Below are 21697 nucleotides of genomic sequence, written 5' to 3' on the forward strand. Positions count from 1 at the left end.
GCCACGCTTGACACTCGTATCCACAAAGTTCACACTCCGCCGAAAGAAGTACCCGCCATCGGGAAGGGGATCTGTCCCTTCTCGGTGAGGCCACTTTCATTCTCCCACGCAGTTTCGGAATTTATACGCCTCTTCCCGCAAACGATCTTCATCCGCGGAGAGGGTCAGATCCCGGCGTCCTCGCCCCACGTCATCTTATGCGGGGCCCGGCGGGGCCGTGTCAAGCGTCAAGCGCCGTCCTCGGACATTGTATCATAAAACTCGAAGCTCGTAAAGTCCGCTGTCAAAATGGTCTCCCCGTCCACGGCGATCTCCCCCCGGAGCGGGGTCCCGTCGTCCCGGCGGAGCCAGATGGTGGAGAGGATCTTCCCGTCCTTCACCCCGGTCTGGTCCACCGTGATGCGCAGGCAGGGGACCTCGTCCCACGTCTCCTCCCCCTCTTCCAGGAGCCAGCCGTCCCGCAGGGCGCTCATGAGCCGGGGCAGGCAGGCGGCGGGGCTGATCTCCTCGTCGCTGAGGGTCCCGGCGTTCAGGCTGTCCCCCTGGTACTCCAGCCGCCACTCCGGCTCGCTGAGCACGGCCCGGACCCCCGCTATCATCTCCGGGGACAGCACCTCCACGACGCTCTCCCCGCCGGGGACATACTCGCACCGGAGCTCCGCCTCCCAGGCCAGGCCCTCCTGGCCGCAGGAGACGCCGGCCTCCATGACGCAGCCCGTCATGTCGTGGTAGCGGTCCCGCAGGTCCGCGGTCCCCGCCTCCTCCTCTCCCCCGCCGCCGCAGGCCGCCAGCAGCAACAGCAGCAGGGTCATCATTGGTACGCACTTCCAATGGCGCACCGGAAAACCTCCTCTATTTCAATTCTCCTTCCGCTTCAAAAGCTCCGCGAACACCCTGGGGAAGGCCCCGACGACGTCCTCCGGCGTGACGCAGTACTCCGTCAGTGCCTCCGCCGCCAGATCCCCGGCCCGGCCATGGATCCACACGGCCCCCGCCGCCGCCAGCATGGGCGCGGCCCCCTGGGCCAGCAGGGAGGCGGTGAGCCCCGTCAGCACATCGCCGCTGCCGCCCTTGGCAAGGCCGGAGTTCCCGGTGGTGTTCACCAGCACGTTGCCCGCCGGCCCGGCGGTGACGGTCCGGTGGCCCTTCAGCACCAGGATGCAGCCATGGGCCTGGGCGAAGGCCCGGGCCGTGCCCACCCGGTCCCCCGTCAGATCCCCCAGCCGGGCGAACTCCCCGTCGTGGGGCGTGAGGATGGTGGTCCGTCCCCGGCGCTGGTCCAAGATATCTATATGTCCCTCCAGCGCGTTTATGCCGTCCGCGTCCAGCACCACGGGCTTCTCCGTCTTCGCCAGGACCTCCCGCACCAGCTTCGCCGTGTCCTCGTCCCGGCCCAGGCCGGGGCCGATGGCCAGGACGTCACAGCCCTCCAGCTTCCCCAGCAGCGCTGTGAGGGCCTTCCGCCCCAGCTTCCCGCTCCACTCGCCGGCCAGGGGGAAGGGCATGGCGCTGACGCAGCGGACCGTCTCGATCTCCCAGATGCTGTCCGGGACGCCCAGGTACACCAGCCCGCAGCCGGACCGCACCGCCGCCGAGGCCGTCAGGTACGGCGCGCCGGTATAGCCCACGGCCCCGCCGACCACCAGCACCCTGCCGAAGTCCCCCTTGTGCCCGCCGGGCTCCCGGGGCGGCAGGGCCGCGGCGGCGAAGTCCGCCTCCACCGTCTGGACGGGGCAGACCGTCTCCCGGACCAGCCCGCCGGGGACGCCGATGTCCCGGACGGCCACGTCCCCGGAGAGCAGGGCCCCCTCTCCCACGGCCTGGCCGATCTTTTTCAGGGTGAAGGTGACGGTCCGGTCCGCCCGCACCGCCCGGCCCAGCACCCGGCCCGTGTCCGCCTCCACGCCGCTGGCGATATCCGCGGCGACGACCGCTCCCCTGCACCCGTTCATCAGATCGATGGCCGCGGCGAATTTGGACGCCGGGTCGATCTCCCGGGAGAGGCCCACGCCGAAGAGGGCGTCGATGATGACGTGACTGCCCCTGGCCCAGGCGGCCTGGGCCTTGTCCCCGGGGTCGAACGCCTCTAGCTCCACGCCGCACTCGCTGAGGCGGCCCGTCTCCTCCATGGCGTCGGGGGTGAGGCGGTCGTACTCCCCCACCAGGAAGGCCCGGACCTTCACCCCCATCAGGAACAGCAGGCGCGCCGCGCCGATGCCGTCCCCGCCGTTGTTCCCCGCGCCGCAGAAGACCGCCGCCCGGCATCTGCCCGGCTTGTCCGGCAGGAGATCCAGCGCCGCCTGGGCGGTCTCCGCCGCCGCCCGCTCCATCAGGTCGATGGAGGGGACATGACGCTCCTCGATGGCTTTCCGGTCCAGCTCCCGCATCTGGGCGGACGTCGCAAGTTTCATAGGTAGTACCTCCCGCATGTCGATCTCCCTTCGATCATAGCATTTTTTTGCCGGGAGCGCAATCGGGAAAGACGGCCGGCGGATAAAAAAAGAGACGGCGGGAGAGGCCCTCCCAGCCTGTCGAAAAAGTCTTTTTCGACAGGCTGGGCAAGTTTTCAGGACTTTCTTGAAAGTCCTGAAAACTTATTTATCAAAAACGAAAGGGACCCCTCCTGGGTCCCTCTCGTAACTCTCCTCCTTCCCGTCGAGGAAGTCTTCCCTACTTTTTCGACACTCCGGGAGGGACCCTCCCGGGTCCCTCCCGCTGCGTTCCTCCTTCCCGCCGATGGAGCCTCCACTCCTTTTTCGGCACTCTTGAGGAGCGCCGGCTCAATCGTGCCTCCGCTCCTTTATCTTCCGTGCCGCCCACCGTTTCAGCTCCGCTTCTTTTTCCCGCTTCGCTTCCTTCCTCCGCTCCTCCTCTTCTCCTCTCCGGTCCGTCAGGTCCCGCAGCACACGGGCGCCTTCGATCTCGGCGTCCGGCACCGCCATGTCCAGATAGGCCCGGCGGCGGTGGAGCTCCGTCTGCGACCAGAACATCATGGCATAGATCCCCTCGCGGGTCTCCCTCTCGTCCTGGAGCTCTTCTTTCACCGCCTCGGTCCAGATGAGCAGACGTTCCTTGGCGTCCAGGTATTCGTCCCGCATCATCTTTTCGAGTTCCTCCTGGGTGATCCTCATACTATGCACCTCCTGTCCTTGACTGTACCATACATCTTGAGGATATAACAGATACCAGAATTTTCTCATTTGTTTTTCTCATTTATCATTCTCATAAATGATATGGTAAATTAGGATATGGTGAATTAGGAACATAATGAAGACCGGGGTGGACATATGGACTTTGGACTCAAATCCACTAAAAATAAGGAGCCGACCGTTTATAAGACCTTATACTTGAAATGTGCGGTCGCCGAGCGATTGGAGAAGATCGCCACGGAGAACAAGACCAGCTTCAATAACGTGGTCGTCTCCATGATCGAGAGCTGTTTGAAAGAGGACCGGACAGATCCCGCACTTGGCGAAGGCACGGACGGCCCTTATCCTGAGGCCGAGGACGTGTGACCCCCAAAATATGGAACAGGAGGAGGGCTTTCGCCCTCCTCCTTTCGATATCCGGGGCCCTCAGCCCTCCTCCTTTCGATATCCGGGGCCCTCAGCCCTCCTCCGCCAGCTTCCGCCCCATGAGCACGCCCATGGCCGAGGACATCATCAGCCCTCTCGTCCACCCGGAGGAGTCCCCCAGGCAGTGCAGCCCCTGCAGGCTGGTGTTGAAGTCCGTGTCCATCTTCACCCGGTTGGAGTAGAACTTCAGCTCCGGGGAGTACAGCAGCGTCTCATAGGAGGCGAAGCCGGGGACCACGTGGTCCATGGCCTGGATGAAGTTGATGATGTTCACCATGGCCCGGTAGGGCATGGCGGCGGTGATGTCCCCCGCCACCGCGTCCGGCAGGGTGGGCCGGAGGTTGGACTGGGCCAGCTCCTTCTGCCACGTCCGCTTGCCGTCTAAGATGTCGCCGAACCGCTGGACCAGGATCTGGCCGTTGGCCAGCATGTTCGTCAGCTCGCCCACCTTCTGGGCGTAGGCGATGGGCTGGTTGAAGGGGACGCTGAAATTGTGGGAGCAGAGGATGGAGAGGTTCGTATTGTCGCTCTTGTGCTCTTTATAGGAATGCCCGTTGACCACGGCCAGGTCGTTGTCATAGTTCTCCTGGCTGACGAAGCCGCCGGGGTTCTGGCAGAAGGTCCGCACCTTGTTCTTGAAGGGCCGGGGCCAGCCCACCAGCTTGGACTCGTAGAGCACCCGGTTCACCATCTCCATGACCTCGTTGCGCACCTCCACCCGGACGCCGATGTCCACGGTGCCGGGCGCGTGGGCGATGCTGTGCTCCGCGCAGAGCTTCTCCAGCCAGTCCGCCCCCCGGCGGCCCGTGGCGACCACCGTGTGCCTGGCGGAGATCTCGAAGTCCTGCCGCCCGTCGGAGACGGTCACGCCCCTGCACACGTCGCTCTCCAAGATCAGGTTCCGGCACTCGTGGCCGAAGAGGATCTCCACGCCGTTTTCCTGGAGGTGGCGCTCGATGCCCAGGTAGATGTCATGGGCCTTCTCCGTGCCCATGTGGCGGATGGGGCAGTCCACCAGCTTCAGCCCCGCCTGGATGGCCCGCTTGCGGATCTCCTTGCGCTCCTCCTCGTGCTCCAGGCCCTCGATGTGGGTGTCCGCGCCGAAATCCAGGTAGATCCGGTCGGCGTAGCGGATCGTCTCCTGGGCCAGGTCCGGGCCGATCAGGGTGGGCAGGTCGCCCCCCACCTCACAGCTCAAAGACAGCTTCCCGTCGGAGAAGGCCCCCGCGCCGGAGAAGCCGGTGGTGATGTGGCAATAGGGCTTGCAGCTCACGCACTTGTTCGTCCGGCTCTTGGGGCAGCGGCGCTCCTCGATGCTCCGGCCCTTCTCCACCATGACGATCTTCTGCCGGCTGCCCCGTCTCAGCAGCTCCAGGGCGGTGAAGATCCCGGCGGGGCCCGCGCCCACGATCACGACGTCCGCGTTCATAACGGCTCCTCCTTTTCGTCGTCCCCCACGCCGGGGGCTCATCTCCCGGACAGGCTCACCGCCCGGCGGACGATGGTCCAGGGCGGCACCTGCCGGGGCAGTCTCATATGGAAGACGCTCTGCGGCGTCCTCGGCTCGAACAGCGGCAGGCCGTCCGCGTCCGTCATCTCGGGGACCGTCATGGCGAAGGGCCGGACCCCCGGCCCCACCAGCTCCACCTCGTCCCCGGTGCAAAACTTGTTCCGCAGGGACAGCACCGCGTCCCCATCGCCGCCGCAGTCCGTCACCACGGCGGCCACCTGCCACTCCCGGACATAGCGGGCGTCGTCGTGATACTGGCCCGGCTGGCCGTAGAAGAACCCGGTGGAATAGGGCCGGTGGCTGACGCGCTCCACCTCGTCCCGCCAGACGGGGTCCAGGGCCTCCCCCGCCGCCGCGGCGTCCAGTCCGTGGCGGTAGGCGGCGGTGACGACGGCGGCGTAATAGGCCGACTTGGCCCGCCCCTCGATCTTCAGGCTGTCCAGGAAGAGCAGGTCCTCCAGATGGTCGATCATGCACATGTCCCTGGAGTTCAGGATGTAGGCCCCCCGGCCGTCCTCCTCGATGGGGAAGAACTCGCCGGGGCGCTTCTCCTCCATCAGGGCGTAGCGGTAGCGGCAGGGCTGGGCGCAGGCCCCCCGGCTGGAGTCCCGGCCCGTCATGTAATTGCTCAGCAGGCACCGCCCCGAGTAGCTGACGCACATGGCCCCGTGGACGAACGCCTCCAGCTCCAAAGACGGCGGCGTCTTGTCCCGGATGGTCCGGATCTCCTCCAGGCTCAGCTCCCGGGCCAGGATGACCCGGCCGGCCCCCGCCTCGTGCCAGGCCCGGGCGGTCTCGTAGTTCGTGACCCCGGCCTGGGTGGAGACGTGGCGCCGGACGTGGGGGGCGTACCGCTCCGCCAGGCGGAAGGCCCCCAGGTCCGCCAGGATTGCCGCGTCCACCCCGGCGTCCTCCAGCAGCTCCAGATGGGCGGGGAGGCGGTCCATCTCGTCGTTGCGGGGCATGGTGTTGACGGTGCAGTGGACCCGGACGCCATGGCTGTGGGCGAACTCCACGGCCTGGCGCAGGCCCTCGGGGGAGAAATTCCCCGCGAAGGCCCGCATCCCGAAGTCCGTCCCCGCCAGGTACACGGCGTCCGCCCCGTAGAGCACCGCCATGCGCAGGCGCTCCGGATCCCCCGCCGGGGCCAGCAGCTCCGGCCGCTCACCCGCCATATCCGCTCCCGGCCACGAAGGCCGCGTGCTCCTGATAGGTCTCGAAGAAGTGGTGGCTCCCGTCCGTGCCCAGGGCGTAATAATAGTAGTTCGTCTCCTCCGGCTCCAGGGCCGCCTCGATGGCGTCCAGGCCGGGGTTGGCGATGGGCGTGGGGGGCAGTCCGGCGTGGAGGTAGAGGTTATACGGCGTATCCGTCTGGAGGTCCTCCTGGGTGATGGCCCCCTCATGGCCCGGCAGGCCGTAGAGCAGGGAGGCGTCCACCTGGAGCAGGCCGTTGGTGCCCGCCTTGTCGCCGGGGCCGTCCAGGCGGTTGTAGATGACGGAGGCGATCCGGCTGTGGTCGCTGCCGTCGGTCTCCCGCTCGATCAGGGAGGCCACGGTGATCACCGCCCGCAGGTCGTGGCCCTTGGCCTCCTGGGCCTCCAGCAGCTCGTCGTCGATCTTGCTGTTGAAGTTCCGGAGGAGCCGGCCCAGGGCGTTCTCGGGCTTCTCGCCCACATAGAAGTCATAGGTGTCCGGGAAGAGGTAGCCCTCCAGGCGGCTGATGTCCTCGGACTCGTTGTCGATGAAGCTGTAGTCGAAATCGGCGGTCTGCGCGGCCGCGGTCAGCGCCGCCTCGGTGTTGACGCCGTTCTTGGCCAGCAGGGCGATGGTCTGGGCCACGGTGTAACCCTCCGGGATGGTGACCCGGACGGTGTCCTCGGTCATGCTCCCGGCGGCGCTCCGCATCCCCAGCACCAGGGCATGGTAATCCATGTCGGTGTTCAGGGCGTGGGAGCCCATGCCGATCTTCTCCTCCGCGCCGGTGACGTTGGCGTAGAGCTTGAAGAACCAGGTGTACTCGATGAGCCCCGCCTGCTTCAGCTTGTCGGCGACGGTATCCACGGTGTCCTCCGCCGACACCTCCACGATCGTCTCCACCGTGGGAGAGCTGGAGCGGTTGAAGGAGCAGAAGTCGCTGAACAGCAGCCACCCCGCACAGCCCAGCAGCGCCGAGGCCAGCGCCACGAAGATCAGGTGCAGCAGGATGAACAGGAAGGGGTTCATCCGCCGCCGCCTCCGGCGGCGTCTGCGCTGGGGGGGACGGGAGGGCTGCTCCCGGCGGACCTGCCCGGCGTCCCAGCTGGCGGTGTCGCTCTTGTTGAAATCGGCCATGTCGAAAACCTCCTCGCGCGTCGGCGCTCCCCATGGAAAGGGCCCCCGAAAAAAGGACGGGGCGTTTTTCAAGGGGTCAGGCTCCCGGCGGCGGCCGGGAGCATAGGATATCTCAAATCCAAGGACCTGACGCCGTCCCCGGCGGACCAAGGTCCAAAGAAAGGTGACTGAATATGTGCTTCAACAACGGAAATGACAATGGCTGCCTGTGGATCGTCCTCATCATCATCCTGTTCTGCTGCTGCGGCTGCGGCGGCAGCAGCTGGGGCGGCGGCAACTGGGGCTGCGGGAACAACTGCGGCTGTGGCTGCGGCTGCGGCTGTGGGAACAACTGCGGCTGCGGCTGCAACTGCGGGTGCAGCTGCGGGTGCAACAACAACTGCGGCTGCAGCGACGCCTGCTGCTGAGAGCTCCGCAGGACTCCATAGGACGGGACGCTCCGCGTCCCGTCTCTGCCTGTCGGGAAACAGGGGATCTTCTCCAACGGGAAGGACGGGTGTGTGCGGGAGACCCAGGAAGGGTCTCCCGCGCCATTCGGATCGGGGAGGTCTCGGGACTTCGAAGGGTCCTGAGACCTCCCCCAGGCTGTCAAAAAGACTTTTTGACAGCCTGGGGCAGGACGCTCCGCGTCCCGTCTCTGCCGCCGTTCAGCGGGACAGGCACTCCCGCACGGCGGCGGCGGCCTCCCGGTGGATGTCCTCCGGCGGACGGGGAGAGCCGTCCGCCGCGGCGCAGTCCACGATGACCCAGCCCAGGTCCTCCGCGATCTGCCGGGCGCTCTCCCGGCAGCGGCGGAGATACGCCCCGTCCCGCTCATGGATGTCGGCCCGGGTATCGGTCTCCTGCTCCCGCTGGCGCATCAGCCGGCCCGCCGCCTCGGAGGGCATATCCAGATAGAGCACCAGATCCGGCTCCGGCAGGCCCAGGCGCCCGTACTCCAGATCGAAGAGCCAGTCCAGATAGGCCCGCCGCTCCCCCTCGGGGAGCTTCGACGCCTGATGGACGGCGTTGGACGTCGTATAGCGGTCCGCCACCACCACGCCGCCGGACTCGTAAAACCCGCCCCAGTCCTCTTTATAGGAGGCATAGCGGTCCACGGCGAACATGGTGGACGCGGCGTAGGCGTTCACGTCGCCCGGCTGGTCCCCCAGGGCCCCCCGGAGATACCGGGCCGCCGGCTCGGCGAAGGGACTGCCGTACCGGGGGAAGTCGATCTCCCGGCAGGGGACGCCCCGATCCTCCAGGCTCCGCAGCAGCAGCTTGGCCTGGGTGGCCTTGCCGGAGCCGTCGGTGCCCTCCAGCACGATCAGCCTGCCTCTCATCTTCGTCTCTTCTCCTTCCGCACGTGGACCAGGAACAGCGGGAGCTTCATCATCCGTCCCAGCCGGCGGGGATCCCTGCACAGCCGGTAGAACCACTCCAGATCATGGTCGCACCAAAACTTCGGGGCGCGCTCCACCACGCCGGCGAACACGTCCAGGCTCCCGCCCAGGCCGCAGAGGAGGTGCGCTCCGGTCCGCGCGCCGTGCTTCGCCATCCAGCGCTCCTGCTTCGGGGCCCCCAGGCAGACGAAGACGCAGTCCGCGCCGCTGTCCCGGATCGCCTCGACGACCGGGGCGTCCTCCCGGAAATAGCCGTCGCGGGTCCCCGCGATCCTCAGCCCGGGGTATCTCTCCGCCAGGGCCACCCCCGCGGCCTCCGCCACGCCGGGCTTGGCCCCCAGGAGGTAGAGGGACAGGCCCTCCGCCGCCATCCGCTCCATCAGCCCGGCGGCGAACTCGATGCCGGGCACCCGGCCCTTCAGCGGCGTGCCCATCATCTGGGCGCCCTTCACCACGCCGATGCCGTCGGCCAGCACCAGGTCCGCGGCGTTCACCGCCTGCCGGGCCGCCAGATCCTCCCGGCAGACCTCCACGATCTCCGGGTTCGGCGTCACCACATAGTGGGCGCCGGGGCTGTGGAGGAGCTCCATGCCCCGCTCCACGGCCTCTTCCATCGTCAAATCGTCAAAGCCGACGCCCAGCACATCCACACGCACGCGGCCACCTCATTTCCAACAGATCCACAGGCAGGGGCCTGCTCCCAGGGCCCGCGGATGCGGGCCCTGAGCATATCCCTGCCATTTTACGGTCATTATAGCATAGGATACCATGCTTGTCCATCAAAAATCCCCGTCTCAGGGCCGGGCCGCCCCGGCCTCCCGGCGCAGCGGGATGGGCAGCTGGGCCAGGATCACCGCCGCCAGCATCAGCGCGCAGCCCAGGTACTCCCGCCCCGTCATCCGGTCCCCCAGGATCAGCGCCCCGGCGATGGTGGCGAAGACGGACTCCATGCTCATCAGCAGGGACACCACCGTGGGATCCGACCCCTTCTGGGCCAGGATCTGGAGGGTGTAGGCAACACCGCTGGAGAACACGCCCACATACAGCACCGGCCCCAGCCACCGGCCCAGCAGGGCCAGGCTCGGCGGCGTCTCCGTCAGCGCCCCCAGGGTGCAGATGGCCGTCATGACCAGGAACTGGGCGCAGGACAGGGCCACGCCGTCCACCCGGTCGGTGAAATGGTCCACCGCCATGATCTGCACGGCGAAGCAGAAGGCGCAGGCCAGGACATACAGGTCCCCGCCGGTGACGGAGAACTCCTCGTTGACGCACAGGCAGTACAGCCCCGCCACCGCCAGGACGACGCCCAGCCACACGGCCCGGGGGGCCTTCTTCCCCAGCAGCAGCCCGGCCAGGGGCACCAGGACGATGTACAGCGCCGTGATGAACCCGGCCTTGCCGGAGGTGGTGGTCTCCAGGCCCTTTTGCTGGAAGCAGCTGGCCACCGCCAGCGCCGTGCCGCAGGCCAGGCCCCCCACTGCCAGATCCCGCCGGGAGGCGGCGGGGGCCGCCGCCTCCCCGCTCCGCCTCCGGCAGGCCCGGCGCGCTCCGCACAGGCCCAGCAAAAAGACGAAGGCGATGGCCGCCCGGGCGGCGTTGAAGGTGAAGGGGCCCATATACTCCGCCCCCACGCTCTGGGCGACGAAGGCGGTGCCCCAGATCATGGCCGTGATCAGCGGCAGGACGTTTTGACGGATCTTGTTCGTTTTCATTCCTCTTGCTCCATGTTCCCATTCGTGATATACTGGACACCGGCCTGGCATCCCAGGCCGCACAAATCCGTATTTTAACACCGAGGTGAGGAAATGGCAAGGCTTTCCCGGGATTTCTATGCCCAGGACACGCTGGACGCCGCCCGGGCCCTGCTGGGCAAGTATCTGATCCGCCGCCTGGACGGCGAGACGCTGGCGGGGCGCATCGTGGAGACCGAGGGCTACATCGGCCGCTGTGACAAGGCCTGTCACGCCTACGGCTACCGCCGCACTGCCCGGACGCGGACCCTCTTCGCCCCGCCGGGCACGGCCTATATCTACCTCATCTACGGCATGTACCACTGCCTGAACTTCGTCACGGAACCGGAGGGCGAGCCCGCCGCCGTGCTCCTCCGGGGGCTGGAGCCCGCGGCGGGCATAGAGACCATGGCCCGCCTCCGCTACGGGGACGAGCCCATGACGCCCTACCGGCGGAAAAACTTCCTCAACGGCCCCGGCAAGGTCTGCCGGGCCCTGGCCCTGACCCGGGAGCAGGACGGGCTGGACCTGACCGGGGACACCCTGTTCATCTGCGGCTCGCTGGAGGACGCGGGGCTCCCGCCCTCCCCCGTCCCGGCGGGAGAGAGGATCGCCGCCGGTCCCCGGATCGGCGTGGACTACGCGGAGGAGGCCAGGGACTTCCCCTGGCGCTTCCGCCTGGTGAAGGAGGAGTGAACGATGTTCCTGTTCGATATGGACGGCGTGCTCACCGATTCCAACGGCGTTTGGAAGAAGGTGGACCGGGAGTTCCTGACCCGCCGGGGCCTGCGCTATACCCACGCCTATTATGAGGGCGTGGCCCACGTCCCCCTGCCCCAGGCGGCGGTGTTCACCAAAGCGTTCTGCCAGCTCACCGAGTCCTGCGAGTCCATCGTCGCCGAGTGGATGGAGCTGGCCCAGGGGGCCTATGCCCACGTGCCGGTGAAGCCCGGCGTCCGGGCCTATCTGCGGCAGTGCCGGTCCGAGGGGCGGCGGATGGCCGTGGTGACCTCCAGCGTGCCGGAGCACTGCCACATGGCCCTGGAGGCGCTGGACCTGGAGAAGTATTTCGAGCGGATCACCTTCGCCCAGGAGCTGGGGCTGGAGAAGCGCAGGCCGGACGTCTGGCTGGCCGCCGCCAAGGCCGCCGGGGTACGGCCCGAGGACTGCACCGTCTTCGACGACAGCCTCGCCGCCTGCCAGGGGGCCAGGGCCGCGAGGATGCGGGTGGTGGGCGTCTATGACGCGCTGTTCGCCCACGACGAGGCCGAGATGCGGGACTACTGCGACGTATATATCAAGAGCTTCGAGGAGCTGCTCCTCTCGAAAGGGAAGTAGGCGGAGCGCGCCCGCCCGCGCTCCGGCGGGCCGGGGCGGCGGAGGGGAGGACCGGGGATGGAGGAGAGGATGGGCGCGGGCCCTTTGACCGCCGCCGTCATGACCGCCCGCGGGGAGGACGGCACGCTTTCCCGGCAAAGCTTCCGCCGGGAGACGGCGGAGGGGATGGACGCCTCGGACCTCACCTTCCGGCAGGTGCGGTTCCTGGGCTGCCGGTTCCTGACGTGCGACTTCCGCGCCGCCGCCTTTTACGACTGCGTCTTCCAGGACTGCGCCTTCCTCTCCTGCCGCCTGGCCCGGAGCTTCTGGAAGGGCTCCGCCCTCACGGGCTGCAAGGCCGAGGGCGCCGATCTCCGGAAGGGCCGCTTCAAGGACTGCAGGCTGGACCGCCTCCGCCTGCGGTACGCCAACCTCAACGGCGCGCTCTGGGAGCGCTGCGCCCTGTCGGACTGCGACCTGGCGGAGAGCGCCTGCCAGGAGCTGAAGGTGGTGAAGACCACCCTGCATAAGACCGACTTCACCGGCGCGGACCTCTTCCGGGCCGTGCTCAAGGGGGCGGACCTCTCCGGCTGCACCCTGGACGGGATCTCCCTCTCCGCCTCCTGCCAGGAGCTCAAGGGCGCGAAGATCCACGCCTCCCAGGCGGCGGTGGTGGCCCGGATCTTGGGGATCGAGGTGGAGGGGTGAGCGGACACGACGCGGGAGGGCCAGGACACTGGCCCTCCCGCAGTTTGCGTCTATCATGGCATTTTGCCATTCCGGCGGGTCTCCCCGCCCTGTTCCATCTATATACACCTCTCGCCGCCCGCCGCATCGGCGGTTTTTTGCCCTGCCGCAGCGTTCGCCGCGAGACCGCCGCCGGGAAACGAGAGGGCGTGCCACTCAAGATCGGTATCCGCGGACGCCGGGCGCCGTCCGGCGGGGGATCCCCCGTCCATCCGGCATCCCCCGGCCGTGGATACAGAATCTCAGCCGAAGAAGTACCGGAACATATCGAACGGATCGTAGCCGCCGTTCCCGCCGCCGCTGTAATAGTTCCCGTTGTTCTGATCCCCCTGGCCCTGCTGGACCTGCTGCTGGCCCTGCTCCTCCTTGGGCGCCGCGCCCCAGGTCAGATCCAGGGTGACGGTGCCGTCGGGACGGTAGACCTCCAGCTTGGCGGCGTCCCCGGCGGAGTACTTCTTTTTCGCCAGGTTCAGATCCTCCACGGTCCGGATCTGCGCGTCGTCCACCTTGGTGATGACATCGCCCATCTTCAGCCCCGCCTCCTCGGCGGCGCTGCCGGGCTCCACGGAGCAGACGAACACGCCGGCCTTGACGTCATAGCGGTACATGGCCGCGCCGTTCTCCGTCAGGGTCTGGGGGGTGATGCCCAGCCAGGCCCGGTCGGTCACATAGCCGTTGGTCATGATGTCCTTCACCATGGAGAACACGTCGTTCATGGGGATGGCGAAGCCCAGGCCCTCCACCGCGGTGCCGTTGGAGGACTGCGAGTACTTGGCGGAGACGATGCCCACCACCTCGCCGAACTGGTTGAAGAGGGGGCCGCCGGAGTTGCCGGGATTGATGGAGGTATCCGTCTGGATCATGTTGAAGGGCGTGCCGTCCACATTGATGGGCCGGTCCACGCAGGAGACCATGCCGCCGGTCATGGAGAAGGTCAGCTCGCCCAGGGGGTTGCCGATGGCCAGGACGTGGTCGCCCACGTTCAGGGTCGTGCTGTCGCCCAGGGTGACGGACTGGAGGTCCGCGGCCTCCACCTTGATGACGGCGATGTCATAGTCCTCCTCCCCGCCGATGTAGGTCGCGTTGTACTCGTCCCCGTTGTACATGGTGACCGTCACGGTCTCCGCGCCCTTCACCACATGGTAGTTGGTGAGGATATACCCATCCTTGCTCAGCACGAAGCCGGATCCCGCAGAGGCCGACTGCACCGGCTGGCCGAAGAAGTTGTATCCGGCGGTGGCCGACGTGCGGATGGACACCACGCTGTTGACGTTGGCGGCGTAGACCTCGGCGTCGCTCATGACCGTCTGGCCGTCCACGCTGTGGAGGGCCACCTGGGTGACGGGGCGGCTGGAGACATCGATCTGGCTCTCGTTCCCCCCGCCGTAACGGGAGGCGGCCCACACGGCCCCTCCCCCCGCCGCGCCGCCAAGCAGCGCGCAGCTCAGGGCCAGGGCGGCGAACTTCAGGCCGAGGCGGTCTTTCTTCACTCTCTTCATCTCCTGGACAGGCCCCTGGGGGCCGGACTGCGGTCCGCCGGAGGGGTGGAGCGTCTCGCCGAACGTGGGCTCCGCGCCGTCCTTGCGGTAGGTGTAGTGGTACAGGTTCCTCTCGTCGTTATACATAATGACTTCCTCCTTATTATGTATCCCGTTCTTCCTTTTCTTAGAAGCTAAGATAACAGGGATCTGTGTCGAATGTATGAACTGGGATCGTCCGATCTTTAAATTCCGCATCGCCCCGGCTCTATCGTCATAGTATAGACGGGAGAACTTAAAAATCGCTGAAAGAAGTTTGAAGGATCTTTGAACGATGAGGGTCTTGCTTCCCCGGGCCCTTTGTGCTATGATGATCACAACACTATGGATGTAGGAGGTCTCTCACCATGTCGATCAAGAGGAACCTTTTCTGTCTCCTGGCCCTGGCCATACTCCTGGCCCTGCCGGTCTCCGCCCATGGGCACGGGCACCACGGCGGCTGCCATGGGCGGCCCACCACCCCCCAGCCCTCCGTGCCCAAGCCCATCGCCGTCTGCACGGTGGAGGGCTGCACCACCGCCGGGCGGCACACCCACGGGGGCGTCACCTACTGCGGCTATCCCCACCGGAGCGGCTTCTGCGACAACAACTGCCGGGCCCTGTGCGCCGTGGAGGGCTGCGAGGCCCTGGGACGGCACACGCACAGCGGCGTCACCTACTGCGGCTATGCCCACGCGGACGGCTTCTGCGACGGCAGCTGCCGGGCCCTGTGCACCATCGTCACCTGTGAGGCCGAGGGACGGCATGTCCACGGCGGCGTCACCTACTGCAACTATCCCCATCTGGAGGGCTTCTGCGACGGGAACTGCCGCCCCCTCTGCACCGCCGATAACTGCGCCATCCCCGGACAGCATGACCACGGCGGCAATGCCTGCTGCGGCTATCATCACGTGGACGGGTTCTGCGACGGGAGCTGCCGCCCCCTGTGCACCGTGGAGGGCTGTACGCTCACCGGGCCCCACACCCACGGCGGGAAGCGCTGCTGCGGCGACCACCATTCGGACGGCTTCTGCGAAGCCATCTACCACGCCGCCTAAGGGATCTCGTCCCTCCATCCCCCGCGGGGGCCGGGGGACTCGCGGAGGACCGATGCGCACCGAAGGGACCCCTCCCGGGTCCCTCCCGTGACGCTCCTCCTCCCCGCCGATGAGATCTCCACTGCTTTTTCGGCACTTCGGGGACCGCCGCATGGCGGTCCCTTTTTCCATGCCAAAATTTTCAGCCGCACCGGACCGCGCATACTCTCTCCCTCCCGGAGCAAACTAGGAGGGCGCTGATGGAGCGGACGGCTCTCATCAGGACGTGGAGAACGGCGCCGGGGCGTCCTCTTCACACTGGGGAAGCGCTGGACGCGCCTCGGCGCCGGAAAAATCTTCACGCGGGAGGTCTCGTCATGACCAGAGATTGCACCAACGGCGGCTGCGCCTGCAAGCCCAACCAGAGCATCAAGTGTACCGTCAACAACTGTGCCAACCACTGCCAGGACAACGAGTACTGCGGCCTGAACACCATCCAGGTGGGCACCCACGAGAGCAACCCCACTATGGTGGAGTGCGTGGACTGCCAGAGCTTCAAGCTGAAATAAGCGGACGGCTCCTGCCCCGGCCCCGCCGGGGCATACATAACGAGAGGAGGCGGCGCAGTGGAAGGAGCGTGGACGGCCCGGATCGCCGGAGGCGCGGCGGGCCTGGCCAACGGCCTGTTCGGCGGCGGCGGGGGCATGGTGTTCCTGCCCATACAGTCCCGGTGGGGGGACCTGGACCAGCGCAAACTATACGCCACCTGCGTGGGGGTCATCTTCCCGGTGTGCCTGGTGTCGGCGGCGGTGTATGTCTGGCGGGGCGGCGTGTCCCTCATGACGGCCCTGCCCTACCTGGCCGGGGGGCTCATCGGCGGGTGGCTCGGCGGGAAGCTGTACGGCAAGATCTCCACGAAGTCCTTGAAGTGGCTCTTCGCCGCCTTCCTCTTCTACGCGGGGGTGAGATATCTGCTGTGACGGACTGGCTGATCCCATTTTTGTGCGGCCTGGGGGCCAGCGTGATCTCCGCCTGGGGCGTGGGCGGCGGGACGCTGCTTCTGCTGGTGATGACGCTGTTCCTGGGCGTGGACCAGCGGACGGCCCAGGGCGTGAACCTGCTGTTCTTCCTCCCCACCGCCGCCAGCGCCCTGGTCTGCCACGCCAAGGCCGGGTATCTGGACAAGCCCACGCTGAAAGCCGCCGTGCCCGCCGCCGTCGCCGCCGCGCTGATCGGGGCCTGGGTGTCCAACGCGGTGGATGTGGAGGTCCTCCGCAAGCCCTTCGGGGCCTATCTGCTCTTGTCGGGGGCCAGCCTGATCTGGCCCCGGAAGGACACCAAGGGAGCGTGAGCCGGCGCAGGCGCCCACCGGCCGGGGGGGATGTCCCCATTCGGCGCAAACCTCCAGGGCGTCCGGGTCGCTTCGAAAACGCGTCGATCCAAATGGTGCGGGAGGCCCTCCGGGGCCTCCCGCACATGCGCTCCCCCGCCATATGGGCCGCCGCCCTCAGCAAGCCGCCCCGTCCCCCGGAGAGCCGCGCCGCCCTCCCCCGAAAGCCCTGGACAGCGGATGCGGATGCTGGTATAATGGCCCGGAGATCGGATCGAACTTTGGAGGGATACTTATGACTGGGACAACGTTCATCTGGGACCTGGACGGCACCCTGCTGGACTCCTACGGGGTCATCGTCTCCAGCCTCCGCCAGACCTTGGCGGAGCTCTCCCTCGGCGAAGGCCCCGAGGAGATCCTCCGCCAGGTCAAAGACGGCTCCGTCAGCGCCTTCCTCCGCCAGACGGCGGAGCGGGCCGGCCTGCCCTACCGGCAGCTCAAGGACCGCTACTCGGCCATCAGCGGCGGGCGGATCGGGGAGATCCCCGCTATGCCCCACGCGGAGGAGGTCCTGCGGGAGACCGCCGCCCTGGGGGCCGCCCACTTCGTCTACACCCACCGGGGCAGGACGACCGCCGCCGTCCTGGAAAACCTGGGCCTCCGGCCTTATTTCCGGGAGGTCGTCACCAGCCTGGACGGCTTCCCCCGCAAGCCCGCCCCCGACGCCCTGCTCTACCTGATGGAGGGATACCGCCTGGACCGGGACCGGGTCTTCTACGTGGGGGACCGGACCTTGGACATGGACTGCGCCAAGAATGCCGGGGTCCGCGGCATCCTCTACTCCCCCTCCGGGGCCGGGTCGGCGGACTATGTGGTCCGGGACCTGCTGGAGATCCGGGCCATCGCCGGACGGTGAACGGCGGGCGGTCCCCCATCGTGCGGACCGCCCGCCGTTCTCTATCGATATCATCTATATGGATCTCGGAAAGGGGAGACGATCTTATGGAGCAGCGGGAAGCCATCCTCCGCCTGTGGTTTGGGATGTGGCTGAAAAAGGCGGACCTGGGCATCTCGGACATCTTCGCTCCCGACGCCGTCTACATCGAGAGCTGGGGCCCGGAATACCACGGCGTCGGGAAGATCCGGCACTGGTTCTGCGAGTGGAACGCCCGGGGGACCGTCCTCCGGTGGGACATCGGGCAGTTCTTCCACCGGGACGACCGGACGGCCGCGGCGTGGCGGTTCCAGGACCGGATGGACGACGGCCGGACGGAAGCCTTCGACGGCATGTCCCTGGTCCGGTGGGACACCCAGGGCCGCATCGCCTGTCTCCAGGAATTCGGCTGCAACGTGGACCGGTACGATCCCTACCGGGACGGCCCGGAACCGAAGTTCCGGGAAGGCCCCGCCGCCTGGTTTTGAGCCTCACAGCCCCAGGATCGCCGAGGCGAAACGGAAGTAGATCAGCAGGGACAGCGCGTCCACGATCGTGGTGATGAACGGCGAGGCCATCACCGCCGGATCGAAGCCCACCTTTTTTGCCAGCAGGGGCAGGGAGCACCCCACCAGCTTGGCGCAGAGCACCGTCCCCACCAGCGTGGCGCAGACCACCAGCGCCACCTGGGGCGTCACCGTGGGGTTCCGCAGCAGCCAGCGGTCCACCAGCATCATCTTCACGAAGTTGGCGGCGGCAAGGCACAGGCCGCAGCAGACCGAGACCCAGAACTCCTTCCACAGCACCTGGAACAGGTCGGAAAAGCGCACCTCGCCCAGGGACAGGGCCCGGATCACGGCGGTGGACGCCTGGGTGCCGCTGTTGCCGCCGGTGCCGGAGAGCATGGGGATGAACGAGGTCAAGATCGCGCAGGCCATCAGGGACTCCTCGAAGTGCGTCAGGATGATCCCGGTGAACGTGGCGGAGAGCATCAGCAGCATCAGCCAAGGGGTCCGGGCCTTCCAGGTCTCGAAGACGCCGGTCTTCAGATAGGGCTTGTCGCCCGGCAGCATGGCGGCCATCTTCTCGATGTCCTCCGTGACCTCTTCCTGGAGGACGTCGATGGCATCGTCGACGGTGACGATGCCCACCAGGCGGTCCTCCTTGTCCACCACAGGCAGGGCCAGGAAGTCGTACTTCCCCAGGGCCCGGGCCACGAACTCCTGGTCGTCCAGGGTCTGGACGGCGATGAGGTTTCGTTCCATGATGTCGCCGATGATGTCGTCCTCCTCCGCCAGGAGGATGGTGCGGATGGTCAGGAGGCCCAGCAGGTGCCGCCCCTCGTCGATGACGTAGCAGATGTTGATGGTCTCCTTGTCCGGGCCGGTGCGGCGGATGCGCTTCAGGGCGGCCTCCACCGTCATGTTGGCCTTCAGGTCCACGAACTCCGTGGTCATGATGCTCCCGGCGGAATCCTCCGGGTACTTCAGGACCTCGTTGATGCTCTTGCGCATCTCCGGGTCGCAGTGGCGGAGGATGCGCTTGACCACGTTGGCCGGCATCTCCTCCACGATGTCCACGGTGTCGTCCAGGTAGAGCTCATCCAGGACCTCTTTGAGCTCCGTATTGGAAAAGCTGTCGATGAGCAGCTCCTGCTCGTCGCTGTCCAGCTCCACGAAGACCTCCGCCGCCAGCTCCTTGGGCAGCAGGCGGAAGACCAGGGGGACCTTCGTGTCCAGGTCCGTACAGAGGGAGGCGATGTCCGCCGCCTCCATGGGCAGCAGGAGGTCCCTCAGGTCGGCGTAGCGTTTTCGTTCGATCCGTTCCTCGATCTTCTCCAGCAGCTCCGTCCGTCCGTTTTGTAAATCGAACATGCCGGGACCTCCTCTCCTCATCGAAATGCAAAGATCCTCCAATCGTCCCGCGCCGGTACGACTGGAGGTCAACCCCTCTCTGACAGGCGGACGCCGCGCGCCCTGCCCCTACCGTTCAAGCTTTAGCCTCACAAGGCGGTGAAATCGCGTTAGATGATACCTTGGTGTTCGATATCGCCTGTTCAAACCAGCTGATGATGTCTCCATCATTTCGCGGCAGCGACCCATATCCTTGTGGCAGCCTTACCTACCGGACCCTATGAAGTTTTTCCGTATACACCTATATTATGCTACTTTCCCGCCCCTGTCAAGGGGCGGGGGATCCTTCCTGGATCTCCCGCCCGTGTGATTTTTGCGTTTTCAACGGCCTGGGACAGCTGATAGCCGCCTCTATGATCGAATCAGGGGACGCTCCTCCGTCAACCCCTCAGATCCTTAGCGGCGCAGAGGGGACGGCTTTCGCCATCCAAAAGGAACAGCTTCCCGGAGCCCTCAAGGGTCCCGGACAGGGCATCCAGCTCCCCCAGGGACCGAAACCGATCCCCCTCGTATCGGGCTAAGTACAGCCGGGCACCCTCCGGAGCCCGGACTACTTGGTATCGCCCGTCCTGGCCAAGCAGGATGACGGGCCCATCCCCCTCGTCCAGACGCTCTGTCAGCGCGAAATCGCTGAAGCTGGTGAGGACGAAAGAAACATACCACTGACCATCTTGCCGGTAGATATTGCACTGTGTTATTTCCTCGAAGCTGCCATCTGCTTTGTAATGCAGGATCGCCAGGAAATAGGGGTCGATCGTCTCCGGGATGGGCAGCCTTACTTTTACCGGGACCGCCAGGTCATGCGTACCCTCCACACCGGAGAGCTCCATGGAGAAGTCTACCGTCAGGATGCTGCTGTACATTTCTTCACGGATATCGTGAGGCTCCCTGACTCTGCCAATGTTCAAGACCGGGGGTTCCGTCCCCGTGATATTATTCAGGGACGCGCCGGAAACGGAGACTTTTTTCGTATCAAATATTTTCTCCAATCCCGGGTCCGTCACCTTGGGCAGGGCCGGACCGCCCAGAGCCTCCTCCAGCGATAAAAGGACTTCTTCCGCTCTATTTTCCGCCTCCAGAGCACTCTCCAGTTCCATCCTGTCCAGCGCCTGGACCCTCTGGCGGATCTCTTCCGGCTGCGCGGTCCTGCGAATATCATCCAAGCTGTCAAGGACCTTCCGGGACGCGTCCGAAAGGTGATATCCCTCAGACCACGCTGACCACTCGCTGTTGCGCTGCTGACTGATGTTTTCGCTTAATGCACGGACCCGGAAATAATACCATCCCACGCCGTGTTCGTCGCTCAGCATATCGATATAAGAAGGATCGGAATGACCGCTTTCTACGCCGCGTCCTCCGACCTCGCCGCCAATGACTTCGATATCCTCGCCATTCTGGGTATGCTCAGGTGAGTAACCGTAGTCGATATAGTAGCCATAGATCCTCTCGTCTTTGCTGCGCAGGTCATCCCAGAGGACAGCCGGCCAGCTCCAGCGCACTTGGCTCGGAGGAGCCAACTGAACTCCAGGCGCAGTATAATGGAAGATACCGCCGGGCATATCTTTGGAGGAGACCAAATCACTGTCCCCGTATCTTATTCCGTCCCCCTTATTTTGGACGGTGAAATAATAGTCCCCACTGGGGAGGTTCATCAAGCATTCCCCCGTGTATGGGTCGTACAGCTCATAGCGAAAACTCTTTTCAGAGAAGCTTGTGAGGATGCTTTCGGCTTTATAAGATCTTTCGATACGATATAAAGCGTCCGGCTGGCCTACCTGATAATAATCGATCTGAACTTTCTGCTGGAAAGCGCCCGTGGTCTCCCACAGGGCCGCTCCCGGGTCGTCCGGATCCCATCGCAGGTCCGAGGGATCTCCCAGAGGGATAAGCCCGTCCGGATCCTCCGTCCGGGCCGAAGACGCCGGGGCGGTGGAGACCGTCTTATGGCAGATGGCCCCGTCCTCGCCGCATTCGGTCCTCTCCCCATCTGTATACTGGGCAGCCAGGGCCGTGCCCGTCAGGGCCGTTAGGACCAGTCCCAGCACCAGAGGCCACAGCCAAGATCTTTTCCTCATATCTATCGTCTCCTTCTTTCATCTCACCGGAAACCAAGGGACTCCCTCTTCATGTATATGGAAGAAGGAAGTAGGCCCACAGTGATTTTTCCTATTATAACACGCTCCTTGCCCTCCTGCAAGGCGGATCTCCCACTGAGGAGCGTCCTCGCGTACTCTAAAAGCATTCCCCCAAAATGGTGAGATAAGTTTGGCAATCCAGGAAGTGTTTCGCTGCGCTGCCGCCCTTGATGGACAGGCGGCCGACAGCCTCCCCTGCAATAAGATTTGTAAATGGGACACCTCCAGGGCCATCCTCC

General features: G+C 65.8%; 23 protein-coding genes and 1 riboswitch. Of the genes, 11 read left to right on the top strand and 12 right to left on the bottom strand.

All coding sequences use genetic code 11. The features are described from left to right. Nucleotides 1-227: 227 nt before the first annotated feature. The 3 genes from QZ332_RS02965 to QZ332_RS02975 all read right to left on the bottom strand — a co-directional run bounded on the left by QZ332_RS02965 (nt 228) and on the right by QZ332_RS02975 (nt 3131). Entirely contained in the window at nt 228-839 is a 612-nt protein-coding gene (locus tag QZ332_RS02965) for a hypothetical protein (protein WP_295762130.1), read from the bottom strand. A gap of 18 nt (nt 840-857) precedes the next feature. Beyond that, nucleotides 858-2411, bottom strand: coding sequence for an NAD(P)H-hydrate dehydratase (locus QZ332_RS02970; protein WP_295762133.1), 1554 nt, complete (start codon nt 2409-2411; stop codon nt 858-860). A 369-nt stretch (nt 2412-2780) separates the two neighbouring features. Next, nucleotides 2781-3131 carry a hypothetical protein gene (locus QZ332_RS02975; RefSeq protein ID WP_295762135.1) on the bottom strand — a complete coding sequence of 117 codons (351 nt, stop codon included), beginning with the start codon at nt 3129-3131 and terminating at the stop codon, nt 2781-2783. 216 nt (nt 3132-3347) lie between these two features. Between QZ332_RS02975 and QZ332_RS02980 the strand changes: the two genes are divergently transcribed. Continuing rightward, nucleotides 3348-3515 carry a hypothetical protein gene (locus QZ332_RS02980; RefSeq protein WP_295762138.1) on the top strand — a complete coding sequence of 56 codons (168 nt, stop codon included), beginning with the start codon at nt 3348-3350 and terminating at the stop codon, nt 3513-3515. A gap of 91 nt (nt 3516-3606) precedes the next feature. Here QZ332_RS02980 and QZ332_RS02985 read toward each other — a convergent pair whose 3' ends face one another. The 3 genes from QZ332_RS02985 to mltG are packed head-to-tail and all read right to left on the bottom strand — an operon-like array spanning nt 3607 to nt 7416. Beyond that, entirely contained in the window at nt 3607-5004 is a 1398-nt protein-coding gene (locus QZ332_RS02985) for an NAD(P)/FAD-dependent oxidoreductase (protein WP_295762141.1), read from the bottom strand. Between the two features lie 38 nt (nt 5005-5042). After that, on the bottom strand, nt 5043-6260 hold the full coding sequence (locus QZ332_RS02990; RefSeq protein WP_295762144.1) for a U32 family peptidase: 1218 nt from the start codon (nt 6258-6260) through the stop codon (nt 5043-5045). Then, the gene (mltG, locus tag QZ332_RS02995) at nt 6250-7416 is read right to left on the bottom strand and encodes an endolytic transglycosylase MltG (protein WP_295762147.1); all 1167 of its coding nucleotides are present in this window, start codon (nt 7414-7416) and stop codon (nt 6250-6252) included. Before mltG ends, QZ332_RS02990 begins: the two co-directional genes overlap by 11 nt. A 173-nt stretch (nt 7417-7589) precedes the next feature. On the opposite strand from mltG, the gene QZ332_RS03000 reads away from it, so the two are divergent. Next, nucleotides 7590-7823: a hypothetical protein gene (locus tag QZ332_RS03000; protein ID WP_295762150.1), complete on the top strand. Its 234-nt coding sequence runs from the start codon at nt 7590-7592 to the stop codon at nt 7821-7823. 240 nt (nt 7824-8063) lie between these two features. Here QZ332_RS03000 and QZ332_RS03005 read toward each other — a convergent pair whose 3' ends face one another. The 3 genes from QZ332_RS03005 to QZ332_RS03015 all read right to left on the bottom strand — a co-directional run bounded on the left by QZ332_RS03005 (nt 8064) and on the right by QZ332_RS03015 (nt 10510). Continuing rightward, nucleotides 8064-8738: a thymidylate kinase gene (locus QZ332_RS03005; protein WP_295762152.1), complete on the bottom strand. Its 675-nt coding sequence runs from the start codon at nt 8736-8738 to the stop codon at nt 8064-8066. Further along, complete coding sequence (locus QZ332_RS03010; RefSeq protein ID WP_295762155.1) at nt 8735-9454, bottom strand: WecB/TagA/CpsF family glycosyltransferase; 720 nt, start codon at nt 9452-9454, stop codon at nt 8735-8737. The genes QZ332_RS03005 and QZ332_RS03010 overlap by 4 nt, the downstream gene beginning before the upstream one ends. 138 nt (nt 9455-9592) lie before the next feature. Next, nucleotides 9593-10510 (bottom strand): DMT family transporter, encoded by a 918-nt coding sequence (locus QZ332_RS03015; RefSeq protein ID WP_295762158.1) that lies wholly within the window; start codon nt 10508-10510, stop codon nt 9593-9595. A gap of 93 nt (nt 10511-10603) precedes the next feature. Between QZ332_RS03015 and QZ332_RS03020 the strand changes: the two genes are divergently transcribed. From QZ332_RS03020 to QZ332_RS03030, 3 genes are read left to right on the top strand one after another with little or no spacing between them, the layout of a single operon-like run. Then, the gene (locus QZ332_RS03020; protein ID WP_295762161.1) at nt 10604-11224 is read left to right on the top strand and encodes a DNA-3-methyladenine glycosylase; all 621 of its coding nucleotides are present in this window, start codon (nt 10604-10606) and stop codon (nt 11222-11224) included. Nucleotides 11225-11227: 3 nt separating this feature from the next. Continuing rightward, a complete protein-coding gene (locus QZ332_RS03025; protein ID WP_295762164.1) occupies nt 11228-11866 on the top strand; it encodes an HAD family phosphatase in 639 nt (212 codons plus the stop codon). Between the two features lie 57 nt (nt 11867-11923). Continuing rightward, on the top strand, nt 11924-12553 hold the full coding sequence (locus QZ332_RS03030) for a pentapeptide repeat-containing protein (protein WP_295762167.1): 630 nt from the start codon (nt 11924-11926) through the stop codon (nt 12551-12553). A gap of 281 nt (nt 12554-12834) precedes the next feature. Here the strand turns inward: QZ332_RS03030 and QZ332_RS03035 are convergent, their stop codons facing one another. Continuing rightward, nucleotides 12835-14217 carry a S1C family serine protease gene (locus tag QZ332_RS03035; RefSeq protein ID WP_295762170.1) on the bottom strand — a complete coding sequence of 461 codons (1383 nt, stop codon included), beginning with the start codon at nt 14215-14217 and terminating at the stop codon, nt 12835-12837. Between the two features lie 260 nt (nt 14218-14477). Between QZ332_RS03035 and QZ332_RS03040 the strand changes: the two genes are divergently transcribed. The 6 genes from QZ332_RS03040 to QZ332_RS03065 all read left to right on the top strand — a co-directional run bounded on the left by QZ332_RS03040 (nt 14478) and on the right by QZ332_RS03065 (nt 17898). After that, complete coding sequence (locus tag QZ332_RS03040; protein ID WP_295762173.1) at nt 14478-15167, top strand: hypothetical protein; 690 nt, start codon at nt 14478-14480, stop codon at nt 15165-15167. A gap of 356 nt (nt 15168-15523) precedes the next feature. Next, the gene (locus QZ332_RS03045; RefSeq protein ID WP_295762176.1) at nt 15524-15715 is read left to right on the top strand and encodes a DUF1540 domain-containing protein; all 192 of its coding nucleotides are present in this window, start codon (nt 15524-15526) and stop codon (nt 15713-15715) included. A 57-nt stretch (nt 15716-15772) separates the two neighbouring features. Next, nucleotides 15773-16126: a TSUP family transporter gene (locus QZ332_RS03050; protein ID WP_295762178.1), complete on the top strand. Its 354-nt coding sequence runs from the start codon at nt 15773-15775 to the stop codon at nt 16124-16126. Then, entirely contained in the window at nt 16123-16497 is a 375-nt protein-coding gene (locus QZ332_RS03055) for a sulfite exporter TauE/SafE family protein (protein WP_295762181.1), read from the top strand. The genes QZ332_RS03050 and QZ332_RS03055 overlap by 4 nt, the downstream gene beginning before the upstream one ends. Before the next feature lie 274 nt (nt 16498-16771). Beyond that, nucleotides 16772-17392, top strand: coding sequence for an HAD-IA family hydrolase (locus QZ332_RS03060; RefSeq protein ID WP_295762184.1), 621 nt, complete (start codon nt 16772-16774; stop codon nt 17390-17392). 86 nt (nt 17393-17478) lie between these two features. After that, complete coding sequence (locus QZ332_RS03065; RefSeq protein WP_295762188.1) at nt 17479-17898, top strand: nuclear transport factor 2 family protein; 420 nt, start codon at nt 17479-17481, stop codon at nt 17896-17898. A gap of 3 nt (nt 17899-17901) precedes the next feature. Here the strand turns inward: QZ332_RS03065 and mgtE are convergent, their stop codons facing one another. Together mgtE and QZ332_RS03075 are read right to left on the bottom strand one after the other, a co-directional pair. Then, complete coding sequence (mgtE, locus tag QZ332_RS03070; protein WP_295762192.1) at nt 17902-19284, bottom strand: magnesium transporter; 1383 nt, start codon at nt 19282-19284, stop codon at nt 17902-17904. Between the two features lie 99 nt (nt 19285-19383). Beyond that, nucleotides 19384-19546, bottom strand: a riboswitch (M-box (ykoK) riboswitch). A gap of 157 nt (nt 19547-19703) precedes the next feature. Continuing rightward, complete coding sequence (locus QZ332_RS03075) at nt 19704-21398, bottom strand: hypothetical protein (protein WP_295762196.1); 1695 nt, start codon at nt 21396-21398, stop codon at nt 19704-19706. Between the last annotated feature and the right edge of the window lie 299 nt (nt 21399-21697).

It is taken from the genome of uncultured Oscillibacter sp. (assembly GCF_910584465.1).
Taxonomy (GTDB): Bacteria; Bacillota; Clostridia; order Oscillospirales; family Oscillospiraceae; genus Oscillibacter.

Coding starts and splice junctions, on each gene's coding strand:
- QZ332_RS03045 (WP_295762176.1), top strand. CDS start 15,524: ATGACCAGAGATTGCACCAACGGCGGCTGCGCCTGCAAGCCCAACCAG.
- QZ332_RS02985 (WP_295762141.1), bottom strand. CDS start 5,004: ATGAACGCGGACGTCGTGATCGTGGGCGCGGGCCCCGCCGGGATCTTC.
- QZ332_RS03040 (WP_295762173.1), top strand. CDS start 14,478: ATGTCGATCAAGAGGAACCTTTTCTGTCTCCTGGCCCTGGCCATACTC.
- QZ332_RS02975 (WP_295762135.1), bottom strand. CDS start 3,131: ATGAGGATCACCCAGGAGGAACTCGAAAAGATGATGCGGGACGAATAC.
- QZ332_RS03035 (WP_295762170.1), bottom strand. CDS start 14,217: ATGTATAACGACGAGAGGAACCTGTACCACTACACCTACCGCAAGGAC.
- QZ332_RS03020 (WP_295762161.1), top strand. CDS start 10,604: ATGGCAAGGCTTTCCCGGGATTTCTATGCCCAGGACACGCTGGACGCC.
- QZ332_RS03025 (WP_295762164.1), top strand. CDS start 11,228: ATGTTCCTGTTCGATATGGACGGCGTGCTCACCGATTCCAACGGCGTT.
- mgtE (WP_295762192.1), bottom strand. CDS start 19,284: ATGTTCGATTTACAAAACGGACGGACGGAGCTGCTGGAGAAGATCGAG.
- QZ332_RS03060 (WP_295762184.1), top strand. CDS start 16,772: ATGACTGGGACAACGTTCATCTGGGACCTGGACGGCACCCTGCTGGAC.
- QZ332_RS03030 (WP_295762167.1), top strand. CDS start 11,924: ATGGAGGAGAGGATGGGCGCGGGCCCTTTGACCGCCGCCGTCATGACC.
- QZ332_RS03000 (WP_295762150.1), top strand. CDS start 7,590: ATGTGCTTCAACAACGGAAATGACAATGGCTGCCTGTGGATCGTCCTC.
- mltG (WP_295762147.1), bottom strand. CDS start 7,416: ATGGCCGATTTCAACAAGAGCGACACCGCCAGCTGGGACGCCGGGCAG.
- QZ332_RS03075 (WP_295762196.1), bottom strand. CDS start 21,398: ATGAGGAAAAGATCTTGGCTGTGGCCTCTGGTGCTGGGACTGGTCCTA.
- QZ332_RS03065 (WP_295762188.1), top strand. CDS start 17,479: ATGGAGCAGCGGGAAGCCATCCTCCGCCTGTGGTTTGGGATGTGGCTG.
- QZ332_RS03015 (WP_295762158.1), bottom strand. CDS start 10,510: ATGAAAACGAACAAGATCCGTCAAAACGTCCTGCCGCTGATCACGGCC.
- QZ332_RS02990 (WP_295762144.1), bottom strand. CDS start 6,260: ATGGCGGGTGAGCGGCCGGAGCTGCTGGCCCCGGCGGGGGATCCGGAG.
- QZ332_RS03005 (WP_295762152.1), bottom strand. CDS start 8,738: ATGAGAGGCAGGCTGATCGTGCTGGAGGGCACCGACGGCTCCGGCAAG.
- QZ332_RS02970 (WP_295762133.1), bottom strand. CDS start 2,411: ATGAAACTTGCGACGTCCGCCCAGATGCGGGAGCTGGACCGGAAAGCC.